The 13542-nt window shown below is 63.1% G+C and carries 13 protein-coding genes; 7 read left to right on the forward strand and 6 right to left on the reverse strand.

The window, feature by feature from the left end:
• The 3 genes from ACWBU6_RS28670 to ACWBU6_RS28680 all read right to left on the reverse strand — a co-directional run bounded on the left by ACWBU6_RS28670 (position 1) and on the right by ACWBU6_RS28680 (position 4149).
• The gene (locus ACWBU6_RS28670; RefSeq protein ID WP_452646720.1) at positions 1-2328 is read right to left on the reverse strand and encodes a TonB-dependent receptor; all 2328 of its coding nucleotides are present in this window, start codon (positions 2326-2328) and stop codon (positions 1-3) included.
• A 171-nt stretch (positions 2329-2499) separates the two neighbouring features.
• Complete coding sequence (locus ACWBU6_RS28675) at positions 2500-3525, reverse strand: LacI family DNA-binding transcriptional regulator (RefSeq protein ID WP_452646721.1); 1026 nt, start codon at positions 3523-3525, stop codon at positions 2500-2502.
• Positions 3526-3537: 12 nt separating this feature from the next.
• Positions 3538-4149: a glutathione S-transferase family protein gene (locus tag ACWBU6_RS28680; RefSeq protein ID WP_452646722.1), complete on the reverse strand. Its 612-nt coding sequence runs from the start codon at positions 4147-4149 to the stop codon at positions 3538-3540.
• A gap of 135 nt (positions 4150-4284) precedes the next feature.
• On the opposite strand from ACWBU6_RS28680, the gene purB reads away from it, so the two are divergent.
• From purB to ACWBU6_RS28700, 4 genes are all read left to right on the forward strand, one after another.
• Entirely contained in the window at positions 4285-5658 is a 1374-nt protein-coding gene (gene purB, locus ACWBU6_RS28685) for an adenylosuccinate lyase (RefSeq protein WP_452646723.1), read from the forward strand.
• Between the two features lie 158 nt (positions 5659-5816).
• The gene (locus ACWBU6_RS28690) at positions 5817-6341 is read left to right on the forward strand and encodes a cytochrome b (RefSeq protein ID WP_452646724.1); all 525 of its coding nucleotides are present in this window, start codon (positions 5817-5819) and stop codon (positions 6339-6341) included.
• Positions 6342-6356: 15 nt separating this feature from the next.
• Positions 6357-6902, forward strand: coding sequence for a YceI family protein (locus tag ACWBU6_RS28695; RefSeq protein WP_452646725.1), 546 nt, complete (start codon positions 6357-6359; stop codon positions 6900-6902).
• 14 nt (positions 6903-6916) lie between these two features.
• On the forward strand, positions 6917-7483 hold the full coding sequence (locus ACWBU6_RS28700; protein WP_452646726.1) for a YceI family protein: 567 nt from the start codon (positions 6917-6919) through the stop codon (positions 7481-7483).
• Positions 7484-7540: 57 nt separating this feature from the next.
• Here ACWBU6_RS28700 and ACWBU6_RS28705 read toward each other — a convergent pair whose 3' ends face one another.
• Complete coding sequence (locus ACWBU6_RS28705; RefSeq protein WP_452646727.1) at positions 7541-8638, reverse strand: hypothetical protein; 1098 nt, start codon at positions 8636-8638, stop codon at positions 7541-7543.
• Positions 8639-8769: 131 nt separating this feature from the next.
• On the opposite strand from ACWBU6_RS28705, the gene ACWBU6_RS28710 reads away from it, so the two are divergent.
• Entirely contained in the window at positions 8770-9039 is a 270-nt protein-coding gene (locus ACWBU6_RS28710) for a GlsB/YeaQ/YmgE family stress response membrane protein (protein ID WP_452646728.1), read from the forward strand.
• A gap of 328 nt (positions 9040-9367) precedes the next feature.
• Positions 9368-11530: a S46 family peptidase gene (locus tag ACWBU6_RS28715; protein WP_452646729.1), complete on the forward strand. Its 2163-nt coding sequence runs from the start codon at positions 9368-9370 to the stop codon at positions 11528-11530.
• Between the two features lie 74 nt (positions 11531-11604).
• Here ACWBU6_RS28715 and ACWBU6_RS28720 read toward each other — a convergent pair whose 3' ends face one another.
• Complete coding sequence (locus tag ACWBU6_RS28720; RefSeq protein ID WP_452646730.1) at positions 11605-11928, reverse strand: DMT family transporter; 324 nt, start codon at positions 11926-11928, stop codon at positions 11605-11607.
• A complete protein-coding gene (locus tag ACWBU6_RS28725) occupies positions 11925-12539 on the reverse strand; it encodes a glutathione S-transferase family protein (protein ID WP_452646731.1) in 615 nt (204 codons plus the stop codon). Before ACWBU6_RS28725 ends, ACWBU6_RS28720 begins: the two co-directional genes overlap by 4 nt.
• Before the next feature lie 91 nt (positions 12540-12630).
• Here ACWBU6_RS28725 and ACWBU6_RS28730 point away from each other — a divergent pair, with 91 nt between their 5' ends.
• Positions 12631-13530 carry a LysR family transcriptional regulator gene (locus ACWBU6_RS28730; protein WP_452646732.1) on the forward strand — a complete coding sequence of 300 codons (900 nt, stop codon included), beginning with the start codon at positions 12631-12633 and terminating at the stop codon, positions 13528-13530.
• The last annotated feature ends 12 nt before the right edge of the window (positions 13531-13542 follow it).

The following is a 13542-nucleotide window of genomic DNA, read 5'->3' on the forward strand; positions in this document are numbered from 1 at the left end:
TCAGAAGGAATAATTCAGGCCCATCTTCACGGCGCGGCCGCCGATCGAACGTGCGGCATGGCCGTCGCCTTCAACCTCGGTATAGCCGATCTTGTTGAACAGGTTGTTGGCGCTCAGCGACAGGCTCAGTTGCGGGTTGAACTGATAGCGCGCAAACAGGTTTACCGTGTGGAAGGCAGGCATATTGATGGTATTGGCATCGTCCGCCCAGGAACGGCCGGTGCCGACCACGCTGCCGCCCACGGTCAGCGGGCCGGCGTTGTAGCTCGGCGCGACCTGGTAGGTGATGCGGGCCTGGCGGCGCGGCGTGCGGCCGATGGTGGCCTCCTGACCCGCGGCCGCGCCCACGATTTCGGCATCGGTCCAGGTCAGGCCGCCGTTGATGCGGAAGTCGCCCAGGCTCCACGCCGCCTCCAGCTCGGCGCCCTTGGCGTCGTAGCGGTTGGCGGTGCTGACCCGGGTGGTGGCTTCGAAGTTCGATTCGTCGGTCTTGGCACGGAACAGGGTAAGGAAGGCGCTGGTGCTGCCGGAGCGCCATTTCACGCCCCCCTCCACCTGGCGCACGGTATTGATATTGATCGGCGCACTGCCGTCGAGCGGGGTGCCGAACAGGATGCGGTCAGCATTGAAGGCCACGCCATCGCTGACGCGAGCAAACAATGCCAGGTCGCGATTGAGCTGGTAGTTGCCGCCGACCGAATACGAGGTATGGTGGATCTTGTAGTCGACCAGTTGCTCGCTGGCCGGCTCGTAGAACAGCCCGTCGGTGGCGATATTGGCGGTGCCGCTGGCGCGCTGGCGGTCCTGGCGCACGCTGGCGTCAAAGTTCAGCGGGCCTTTTTCCCAGCCCACGTTCAGGTAGGGCGAGAGCAGCTTGTATTCCATGTCGACGGCGCGCATGCAGCAACCGCCCCATGCCGGGCCAACGTAGCCGGGTGTGCTCGATGCAGTCTGCAGCAAGGCCGGCTTGTCGCCGCTAAGCTGCATCAGATATTCGTTGAAGTTCCATGTCAGGCCAAGCTTCTGCAGGGACGTGTACAAGCCGCCGGTGGCGGTCAACTTGCCGCCGTTGATGGCAAAGGTCTTGGCCAGCTTCAGGTCATTCAGCGTGTTGTCGGCGTTGTCGATCGAGGTGTTGAATACCACGGCGGAGAAGGCCGGGCCGTTGTAGGCCTTGCCTTTGTCCGGGCCGGTGGCGACCACATAATTGCCGGCAACGCCGTTATTGGCGGGGAAAACGCCGAGGAAGCGGCCGCGGTTTTTCGCCTTGCGGAAGTTGTCGCTCAAGGTAATGCCATTGCCAAGGTCGAATGAAGCGGCAATGCCGAAGCTGTCGCTTTTCACGCGCAAACCGTCGTTGACGTTGCTCGATGCCTTGCCGTTCTCCCTGGTCAGCGCAATATCCCTGCTCCAGTATGGCGAATAGAAGGTGGTGTCGCGCGGGTCGATGCCGGGAATTTCGCTGATTCGGCCGTTGCTCACGCGCACCGGCACCGGCAGCGCAGTCGGCGCCTTGTCGTCCAGGTGCTTGAAGGACAGCCTGATCCAGCCGTTCGACAATTCCTGCGTGATGTTGCCGCGGATCTGTCCGCCTTCCTGCGTGCTCATGCCGGTATTGCGCTGGCCTTCGCCGGTGCGGTAATGGCCGCCGATGAAGAAGCGGGTCTTGCCGGTCAGGCGGCCGCCGTAATCGACGTCGTAGCGGGTCTCATCGTAGCCAAGGCCGCGCTGGATGCCGATATTGCCCCCCTGCTGCTCGCCGGTCTTGCTGATGAAGTTGATGATCCCGCCCGGCGAGTTGGTGGCCAGGGTGGAGGCGGAACCGCCGCGCACCACTTCCAGGTGGTCCAGCGCACCGTCGATCTTGACGTAGCTGTCGGGCGTGATGAAGTTGAAGTCGCCCGATTGCAGCAGCGGCAGGCCGTCTTCCTGCATCTGCACATAACGCGCGCCGCCGGCGGAAATCGGCACCCCGCGCACGGTGATGTTGGCATTGCCCTCGCCGCCCGAGGATTCGGCGCGCACGCCTGGCACCGAGCGCAGCACTTCCGCAGCGCTGGTCGGGGCGGCCAGGGAAATGGCTTCCGATTCCATGGTGCTGACCGAGACGCTGGAACGCATCTTGGAACTGCGGCTGGCGGTTCCGGTCACGACCACGCGCTCGAGTTTCAGGCCATCGGCCGGGGCGGCAACCGGGGCGGCGGCCGCGGCAGCCTGGCCGTCGGCTGCCGCAGGTTGCGGAACGGCTTCCTGGGCGATGGCAGGTTGGGCGAATGCGGCAGCGATGGCAGCAGCCATGCAGCCGCGCTGGGCTGTACGTAAAACCATTGTCTCCTCCGTTGATCGGGCTTATTCATCGGCCGTTGGCCGCGTCTGTTTATCTGCAGATGCCTCATTATTCATCAGCTTTTGGTAAATTGCAATCGATTGCAAAACAAAAATCGAAAATCAAACAGCGCAGCTTATTACAGGTGAGAGAAAAAATGCAATCGGTTGCAATCAGCGCGAACTGGCGCGCCGGATGAGGGAGGTAGGAAGTTCGACCGAGCAGGCCGCCCGGCCTTCGGTCTGCGCCAGCAGGGCCGCCACCATGGCGCGCCCTGCTTCCTGCACGGGCTGGCGCACCGTGGTCAGGGGAGGATGGAAATAGGAAGACAGCTCGATATCGTCATAGCCGACCACCGCCACATCGCCCGGCACCGTGCGCCCCTGCTCGCGCAAGGCGTTAATGGTCATCATGCCCAGCAGGTCGGAGCAGGCAAACACCGCGTCATACGGCACGCCGCGGCGCGCCAGATCAGCCACCGCCTCGCGCCCGCCCTGCGGCAGGAAGGACGCGGCCACGCACAGTTCCGGATCGACCGCGATGCCGGCCGCCTGCAAGGCCGCGCAATAGCCGCGGTAGCGTTGCTCGACTTCCGGCAGGCGCGTGTCGCCGAAAAAGGCGATGCGGCGCCGGCCCTCGCCCAGCAGATGCTCGGCCGCCAGGCGGCCGCCGCTCTGGTTGTCTCCGCCCACGGTGCAATACAGTTGCTGCGGCATCTGGGCGCCCCACACCACCAGCGGCACATGGCGCGCCGCCATTTCGTTCAATTGGTCGTGATGGCCCCACTGGCCGATCAGGATGATACCGATCGCGCGGCCCGTATCGAACGGCGTGGCCGCCGTATCGAGCTGCTCCGCATCCACGCGCGACAAGAGCATGTCGAAACCCTGCTCGGTCAGCGCATCGGCCAGGGAGCCGATCATCGACAGGAAGAAAGGGTCGGAAAGGCTCTGGTGCACCTTGGCATCCGATGGCACGACCACCGCTACCGAGCGGTTCTGCTTCAGCCGCAGGTTCTGCGCACCGACATTGATGGTGTACTTGAGCGAACGCGCCAGTTCCAAGATGCGGGTGCGCGTTTCTTCGTTGACCAGCTTGCTGCCGGCCAGCGCGCGCGACACGGTGGAGGTGGACACGCCCGCCAGGCGGGCAATGTCCGCCATCTGCAGGCGTTCCTGTGACGGTGGCTTGGCTGCCATGCGGGGCGGCGTTTACGCCTGAGGGACGGTATCTTTGAAGGACTGACGCTCGGACAGCTTGTCAAACAAGCGGCCCAGGTTCGGATGCTTGCCGCGCCAATCGATTTCCGGGAAGCGGAAGCTCAGCCAGCCCAGGCAGCAGCCCACGGCCACATCAGCCAGTGAATAATGGTTGCCGGCGCACCAGGGATCGTCTTCCAGGCGTTCGGCCATCGACGCCAGCCCCAGTTCAACTTTTTGCATCTGGCGCGCGATCCACTCTTCGCTCTGCTTTTCCCTGGGGCGCTGGTTGCGTTCCAGGCGCATCAGCACCGCCGCATCCAGCACGCCGTCGGCCAGGGCTTCCCAGCATTTGATATTGGCGCGTTCGCGGCCGTTCGGCGGCAGCAGCTTGGACACTGGCGAGACGGAATCCAGGTACTCGACAATCACGCGTGAATCCTGCATCGCATAGCCGTCTTCCATGATCAGGCATGGCACTTTGCCAAGCGGATTCAGTTTCTGGATGGTGGTGTCGGGCGCCCAGACGTTTTCCAGTTCCAGTTGATAGTCGAGTTTTTTTTCCGCCAGGACGACACGAACCTTGCGTACATACGGGCTGGCGAGAGAACCGATTAGTTTCATAGATGCTGAAAGTGGAGAATTAGACAACAGTATAGCATCGCCCCCAGATAGCAGGCGCAGCGGACTGGCAACGGGAGCCGGTGAGCGGCCAATGGTAAAATCCTGTTTTTTCCCGCCTCCCTTCCCAGCATTATCATGACAACTCCTTACTCCACCCTGTCGGCCCTGTCCCCGCTGGACGGCCGTTATGCGTCGAAAACCGACAAGCTGCGCCCGATCCTGTCCGAATCCGGCTTCATGCACCATCGCGTGAAAGTCGAAATCGCGTGGCTGCAAGCGCTGTCGCTGGCCGGTTTTGCCGAAATCAAGCCATTCTCCGCTGCCGGCACCGCCCTGCTGGACAAGCTGGCTGCCGATTTCACCGAAGCCGATGCCGCCCGCATCAAGGAGATCGAGGCCGTCACCAACCACGACGTGAAAGCCGTGGAGTACTGGCTGAAGGAAAAAGTAAAAGACGTGCCTGAGCTGGTGGCCGCCTCCGAATTCATCCACTTTGCCTGCACCTCGGAAGACATCAACAACACCTCGCACGGCATGATGCTGAAAGCCGCGCGCGACGGCGTGATGGTGCCGGCCCTGAACGGCCTGGTGGCCAGGCTGAAGGAAATCGCCCACGCCAACGCCGAGCTGCCGATGCTGTCCCGCACCCACGGCCAGACCGCCAGCCCGACCACCCTGGGCAAGGAATTCGCTAACGTGATCGCCCGCCTGCAGCGCGCGATCGACCGTATCGCCAAGGTGGAAATCCTGGGCAAGATGAACGGCGCCGTGGGCAACTACAACGCCCACCTGTCGGCTTACCCAACGTTCGACTGGCCGGCATTCTCGAAGAATGTGATCGAGCAGCGCCTGGGCCTGGTGTTCAATCCTTACACCATCCAGATCGAACCGCACGACTACATGGCCGAGCTGTTCGACGCCTTCGCCCGCGCCAACACCATCCTGCTGGACCTGAACCGCGATATCTGGACCTATGTGTCGCTGGGCTACTTCAAGCAGAAACTGAAAGCCGGCGAGATCGGTTCCTCCACCATGCCGCACAAGGTCAACCCGATCGACTTCGAAAATTCGGAAGGCAACCTGGGCCTGGCCAATGCCGTGCTGAAGCACCTGTCCGAAAAGCTGCCGGTATCGCGCATGCAGCGCGACCTGACCGATTCGACCGTGCTGCGCAATATCGGCGTGGGCCTGGGCTATGCGCTGCTCGCTTACGATTCCTGCCTGCGCGGCTTGAACAAGCTGGAAGTGAATCCTGCGCGCCTGGAAGCGGACCTGGATGCGTCGTGGGAAGTGCTGGCGGAGCCGGTGCAGACCGTGATGCGCCGTTATGGCATCGAGAATCCGTATGAGCAGTTGAAGGAACTGACGCGCGGCAAGGGCATTACCAGGGAAGCGCTGCGCGCATTCATCGGCGGGCTGGCGATTCCGCAGGATGCCAAGGATCACCTGCTGGCGCTGACGCCGGCTAACTACACCGGTATTGCCGCTGCGCTGGCCAAGGCCATCTAAAACCGGAAAACCCGGGTCTGCCCCGCAGGGTCAGGCCCGGTATGATCTCGCAGCCGCGGGGGCGACCGGTTTAAACCCGGCATTTAAGCAAGCCGTAAGCAAGTTCCATTACCCTCTGGTATATTAGTCCTAACACGTACTATCTACCGAAGGTCACAATGGAACGCTACACACGAACCGCTATCGCGCTGCATTGGCTGATCGCCCTGCTGATCGTCGCCGCGTTCATCCTTGGCCTGGTCATGACCGACATCCCCGGCCTGACCCCGACCAAGCTCAAGTACTATTCCTGGCACAAATGGCTGGGCATCACCGTGCTGGCGCTGGCTGCCGGCCGCCTGCTGTGGCGCCTGAAGCAAACGCCGCCCGCCCTGCCCGTCTCCATGACCCAGGGCCAGAAGAAAGCCGCCGAAGCCGGCCACTGGCTCCTCTACTTCCTGATGTTCGCCGTGCCGCTTTCCGGCTACCTGTACACCACGGCCGCCGGGGTACCGGTGGTCTATCTCGGCCTGTTCAAGATCCCATCGCTGTTCGATGCCAGCCCGGCCCTTAAGGAAATCCTGAAACCGGTACATTACTGGCTGAACATGCTGCTCGCCGCCGTCGTCCTTGGCCACATAGCAGCAGCACTGAAACACCAATTCATCGACAAGGACGGCCTGCTCAAGCGCATGCTGCCATAACCTGGAGCCACACCCATGAAGAAAAGCGTATTATTGGCCGCGCTGCTGGCCGTGGCGGCTGCAGCCAGCGCCGCCGTACTGAAAGCCGACCCCGCCAAGAGCAGCGTGTCGGCCGTGTTCAAGCAAATGAACGTGCCGATCGAATCGAAGTTCAAGAAACACAATATTGTCATCGACTACAACGCCGCCGCGCCCGACACCTCCAAGGCCACGGTCGAAATCGAGACCGCCAGCCTGGACCTGGGCGAAGCGGAAATGAACGCCGAAGTTGCCAAGAAAGACTGGTTCAATTCCGCCCAATACCCGAAAGCCACCTTCGTCTCCACCGCCATCAAGAGCGCCGGCCCGGGCAAGCTGAATGTCAGCGGCAAGCTGACCATCAAGGGTAAGGTTGCCGATGTGAACTTCCCGATCACCGTCAAAGCCGATGGCGGCAAGCAAGTATTCGACGGCGCGCTGCCCATCAGGCGCCTGGCCTTCAACATTGGCGAAGGCGAATGGAAAGACACCGGCATGGTTGCTGACGAAGTGACCATCAAGTTCCACGTAGTAGCTCAATAACCCCTGGAGACACCATGAAACTGAAGTTCCTGACCGCCGCATTGCTGGCCGTATCCGCCGTTGCCGCCAACGCAGCGACCTACAAGATCGACCCGACCCACACCTTCCCGAGCTTCGAAGCCGACCACATGGGCTTGTCGGTATGGCGCGGCAAGTTCGACAAGACCAGCGGCACCATCCAGATGGACCTCGCGGCCAAGACCGGCAGCATGGACATCACCATCGATGCCGAGTCGATCAACTTCGGCCTGGACAAGATGAACAGCCACGCCAAAGGCGCCGACATGTTCAACGTCGAGAAATTCCCGAAAGTCACCTACAAGGGCAAGAGCTTCAAATTCGACGGCGAGCAACTGGTCGCGGTGGAAGGCGAGCTGACCATGCTGGGCGTGACCAAGCCGGTGACGCTGAAGGTCAACAAGTTCAAGTGCATCATGCACCCACGCTACAAGCGCGAAGTCTGCGGCGCCGACGCCAGCGCCGAGTTCAAGCGCACCGACTTCGGCCTGAACTACGCCACCCCCGCCTTCGCCCCCGAAGTGAAGCTGGCAATCCAGGTCGAAGCCATCAAGGAAGACTAATACGCCAGCCCGTGACAACCCTGGGGTCAGACCCCCAGGTTGCCACGGGCGCGGCTGTTACGGAATTTCCCTCTCGTAAGCCGCGCGCACCGCATCCCTGGCGTGCTCCCATGCCATGCGCGATTTTCCCTTCACCGTTTCCCAATCCTGCTCGAGCTGGTCTTTCAGCTCCTCCCACGTACCGCGATAGCGCTGGCGGGCGGTGTAGCCGAGCATATAGGCCGGCTCGTAATCGTCGTAGTCGAAGGTCGGATTGAAATAAGCTTCGTTGCGGTAATGGTCTTGCCAGTAGACGCGCTCCTCGCTCGGGTTGAGCAGGGTGCCGATGCCCTGGCCCGCCATGCCGCCGGCCAATGCGCCGATGGCGCCACCGGCCGCCATGCCGACCGGACCAGCCGCCGCGCCTGCCGCAATACCGGCCGCCGCGCCGCCGCCGGCACCCACGCCGGTGGCCAGATTGTGGTCGTCCTCATCGTCTTCCGGTTTCGGGTTGACGATTTCCGCCGTGCCCTTGCCGACAAAGGCGCCTGCCACGCCACCGATCACGGCGCCGGCCACCATGCCCGGCACGCCGGCAGGCGACCCGGCAGCAGCGCCGGCCAGCGCACCGCCGGTGGTGCCGACACCGACGCCGACCACGTGCTCGCCTTCGCTGTCCTTCCACGCACTCTCGATATTGGCAGCGTCGACCGAATCGCGCGTTTTCACGCCCATCAGGATGCCGCCGGAACGGATCCCCTCTTCATAATGCTTGAGGCGCTCTTCCGGGATGCCGGCGCCGATCAGGGCGCCCACCAGGCCGCCGGCCACGCCGCCGGCGCCGGCGCCGGCCAACGCAGCTGCCAGTGGACCAGCCACCACGATGCCCAGGCCCGGCAGCACCAGGGTGGTGCCCATTGCCGCCACGGCAGCGAGGGCGGCACCAATGGCACCGCCCACGCTGGCGCCAATACCGGCACCTTCCCCTGCTTTCGAACCCAGTTCCGTGTCCGCCTGGCCGCTGAAATAGCGCTGGCGGGTATCGTCGCTCATGACGACGTTGATGTCGTCCTTGTCGTAACCGCGGGAAGTGGCGTGTTGCCAGGCACGCTCGGCACTGTTGCGGTCACGAAACAGGCCAGTCACCATACGGGATTGCTTGTCTGCAGTGTTCATGGGAATTCCCCTTTTTTGCATGAGTCCCGGACACGATAGGCCGCAGCGCCCTGCATATCTGTACGTTCGCGCACTGAATATCTGTTCGCGCGTGTCCTACACTGGAATCATCAACAATAAGGGGGGCGGATATGAACTTCATTATCTGGATTGTGATTGGCGGCATCCTGGGCTGGCTGGCCAGCCTGGTCATGAAAACGGACGCGCAACAGGGCATGTTCCTCAACGTGGTGGTGGGTATCGTCGGCGCCCTCCTGGGCGGCTGGCTGCTCTCGCCGCTATTCGGGGCAGGCACCATCAATACGGACGATTTCAGCGTGCTGTCGCTGGCAGTGTCATTCCTCGGGGCGGTGATCCTGCTGGCGATTGTGAACCTGGTCTTCCGCGGGCGCATCAGATAGGGCGCAACAGTTCCTCACAGGCCAGCGCTGCGGCGCTGGCTTTTTTTCTCCGCCGCGCGACCTCGGCGCGCCGCCACGGTCCCACGCAGCGCCAAATTTGCCGGCCAGGCAGCCCCGAGCCTGACTTTCCGGCTGGCAACGATCACCACGCTGCCATACCTGCCCTTGCGCCAGGCGATATTTTTCCACATGGCAACAACTCACCCGCTCCCGAATTTTCTTCAGCTTTACGCCCTATTTTTGGTGTTGACGCCAGGCGCCGCCATGCCGATACTCTAGGGCGCCCGCGGCCCAGCCCGCTGGCCACCACTACAACCATTTCAAGACCATGAAAAAATCTCTCCTCGCGCTCGCCGTCCTGAGCACCACCTCCGCAGCCTTCGCAGACGAAGGCATGTGGATGCCGCAACAGCTGCCACAAGTAGCCAAGCAACTGAAAGCCGCCGGCCTGAAGCTGGACCCAGCCTCGCTGACCAAGCTGACCGAATTCCCGATGAATGCCATCGTGAGCCTGGGCGGCTGCTCGGCATCGTTCGTGTCGCCGAAAGGCCTGGTCGTGACCAACCACCACTGCGTGTACAACAGCATCGCCGTCAACTCCACCAAGGAACGCGACCTGCTGGCCAATGGCTTCGTGGCGCACAGCTTTGCTGAAGAACTGCCGGCGGCCCCTGGCAGCCGCGTGTTCGTGACCAAGGAAGTGCTGAACGTCACCGACAAGATCATCACCCCGGAAGTGGCCAAGCTGCAGGGCAAGGCGCGCGTTGACGCGATCGAGAAGAATCAGAAATCGCTGGTAGCCGAGTGCGAAAAAGACGAAGGCCACCGCTGCACCGTATCGTCGTTCTACGGCGGCCTGGAGTTCTACCAGATCAAGCAACTGGAAATCCGCGACGTGCGCCTGGTGCACGCGCCTGCCGCCGGCGTCGGCAAATTCGGCGGCGACACCGACAACTGGATGTGGCCGCGCCATACCGGCGACTACGGCTTCTACCGCGCCTATGTGAGCAAGGACGGCAAGGCTGCCGACTACTCCAAGGACAACGTGCCTTACGAGTCCAAGTCCTTCCTGAAGCTGGCCAAGGAAGGCGTGAAGGAAGGCGACTTCGTGATGGTACTGGGCTACCCGGGCCGCACCAACCGCCACCGCCTGCCATCCGAAGTGTCGAACACCTTCGGCTTCGAATACCCGGCCTTCATCCAGAACTCCAACGAGACCCTGGCCATCATCGACCGCGAAACCAAGGGCGACCGCGATGCGGCCCTGAAAGTGGCCGGCCGCGTAGCCAACATCAACAATTACTACAAGAACCGCAAGGGCATGTTGAACAGCTACGAAGGCAGCGATGTCCTCGAGCGCAAGAGCGCCGAACACGCCGCCCTCAAGGCCTGGGTGAACGCCGACGCCAAGCGCAAGGCAAGTTTCGGCGCCGACCTGGAAGCCGTGGAGAAGCTGATCGCACAGCGCGACGCCGAGAACAAGCGCGATTTCTTCTACGACCGCTCGTCGCCAGCCATGCTGACCGTGGCCCGCGCGATGTACCGCCTGGCCAACGAAAGCACCAAGCCTAACGCCGACCGCAAGGCCGGCTACCAGGAACGCGACGTCAAGCGCATCGAGCAATCGGTCAAAGGCGCCAACAAGACCTATGTGGCCAAGGTGGACAAGGCCATCGTGCTGAACAACCTGAAGCAGTACAACGCACAGCCAGCGGCCGAACACAATGCCGTGTTCGACTCCGTGCTGGGCATCAAGGCCGGCATGAGCGAAGCCGAGCTGTCGGCGGCACTGGACAAGCTGTACGCCGGTTCCAAGCTGGAAGACGGCGAGTTCCGCGCCTCGTGGCTGGGCAAGAAGCCGGAAGACTTCAAGGCCAGCAACGACGCCTTCATCAAGGCCGCCGTCGCCCTGTACGACGAAGGCATGAAGCAGGAAGCCGCCAACGAAGAACTGGCCGGCAAGATCCAGCAAGCCTACGCCAGCTACATGAAGGCCAAGATCGCCTTCATGAATTCGAAAGGCCAGGCCGTGTACCCGGACGCCAACAGCACCCTGCGCGTGACCTTCGGCAAGATCGCCGGCCGCGCGGAAGGCGCTGACGGCACCACCGGCTGGTCCGCCTTCACCACCGTGGCAGGCGTGAAAGCCAAGGCCACCGGCGAAGGCGAGTTCAACGCCCCGCAAGCCCAGCTCGACGCCATCAACAAGAAGCAGTTCGGCCAATACGTCGATCCCAAGCTGAAATCGGTGCCGGTGAACTTCCTGGCCACACTGGACATCACCGGCGGCAACTCCGGCTCCGCCGCGCTGAACTCCAAGGCCGAGCTGGTAGGCCTGGCCTTTGACGGCACGCTGGACTCGATCATCTCGGACTGGGACTTCAACAAGGCCAAGACCCGCGACATCCAGGTCGACCTGCGCTACATGCTGTGGAACATGAAGTACATCGACAAGGCCGACAACCTGCTGAAGGAAATGGCCGCCGAATAAGCCCCACGGGCCCAAGCATTACACGGCTGGGCCCGTGTCACGATTGGGGTGTGACCCCAGGGTGTGACACGGGCTCAGCCGTTAGTGAGCTTCAGGCCGGCGATGCTGGCGATGATGGCGGCGATCAGAAGCAAGCGCAGTGGGGTGGCGCTTTCGCCGTACACCACCATCCCTGCCAGGGCGGCGCCCGCCGCACCAATTCCCGTAAAGACCGCGAATGCTGTGCCGACTGGCAGCTGGCGCAAGGCCATTGTCAGCAGCACGATCGCGCCGTTGGCAAATGCCAGTCCTAAGAGGCTGGGCCAGAGCCGCGTCCAGCCTTCGGCGTGCTTGAGGGCGATTGCCATGGCGATGTCCACCAGCGCGGCAGCCAGCAACAGGCCCCAGGCGGCGATCATGGCTTGGCTGCCGCCAGGCCGCGCTGCACGGCCGGACGTGCCCCGATACGCTCCACCCAATCCGCCACCGCCGGGAAATCGGCCAGCGTGACGCCCAGTTCGTGGTGCGCACGAATCCACGGGAAGCTGGCGATATCCGCAATGGTGTACTGGTCCCCGGCCAGGTATGCCTGGTCGCGCAGGCGTTCTTCGACAACGCCCAGCAGGCGCAAGGTCTCGCGGCCGTAGCGTTCCAGCGCCTGTTCGTTGCGCGGGCTGCCCTTGGCCGCGCCATGGCGGAAGAACCACAACTGCCCCAGCATCGGTCCGATATGGCCCACCTGCAGGAACAGCCATTGCAGCGCCACGCTGCGCGCCTCGCCGGAGGGCGGCAGCAGCTTGCCCGCCTTGTCGGCCAGGTGGATCAGGATCGCGCCGGATTCGAAAATCGGCGTGCTGTCATCCACCAGCAGGGGAATCTTGTGATTCGGGCTCATGACGCTGAACGGCGGCTGGTGCTGCTCGCCTGCCGACAGGTTTACGTGGTGCACTTCGTGCGGCAGGCCGAGTTCCTGCAGTGCGATGGTGATCTTCTGCCCGTTCGGGGTATCGGCGGTGTACAGGGTTAGCATGTCCGGCTCCTTTCGATATTTGACGGGGACCAGTGTATGCCCCGCAAAAACGCATTAAAATTCCCAATAACAGCAGAATGGTTACGCAAATATGCAGAAACTTGACTGGGAAGACTTGCGCTACTTCGCCGCCGTTGCGCGCGGCGGTTCGATCTCGGCGGCGGCGCGCGAGCTGGGCGTCAACCACTCCACCGTGCTGCGCCGGCTCGACAGCCTGGAACAGTCGCTCAGCGTGCGCCTGTTCGAACGCCTGCAGTCCGGCTATGTGATGACCGGCGCCGGCGAAACCCTGCGCGGCCGCCTCGGCCCCATCGAGGAAGAAATCGGCAGCGCCCAGCGCGAAGTCGGCGGCCTGGATGAAGAACTGCGCGGCACCATCCGCCTGACCACGACGGACACGCTGGCGCACGGCCTGCTGATGCCCTGCCTGCACCGGTTCCAGGAAGCCCACCCTGCCGTGCAACTGCAACTGGTCGTCAACAACAGCTTCCTCAACCTTACCCAGCGCGAGGCCGACATGGCACTGCGCCCGTCGAACACGCCGCCCGCCAATCTGGTGGGCCGCAAGGTGGGTGCGCTGGCGACCGCGCTGTACGCATCCCACGCCTACCTGCGCCGCGCCGAACGCGAAGGCATCGCGCGTGACGACTGGGCGGCGCACCGCTGGGTGGCGCCGGACGACAGCCTGTCCCACCTGGCTGCGGCGCAATGGCTGGCCGAGCGCGTGCCGCCATCGCAAGTGGCCGTGCGCACCGACAGCCTGATCACCATGGTTGATGCTGCGCGCAACGGCATGGGCGTGGCGCCGCTGCTTTGCATGCTGGCCGACCGCGAGCGCGCCCTGGAACAGCTGGCGCCGCCCGACCCGCGCTTCCACACCCAGCTCTGGGTCTTGAGCCACCGCGACCTGCGCAACGTGGCCCGCATCAAGGCCCTCAGCCAGTTCCTGTACGACGCCCTGCGACAGGACGCGCATGTTTTCCCTGCTTGATGTACATTGTCC

This window comes from Pseudoduganella sp. HUAS MS19 (genome assembly GCF_053615455.1).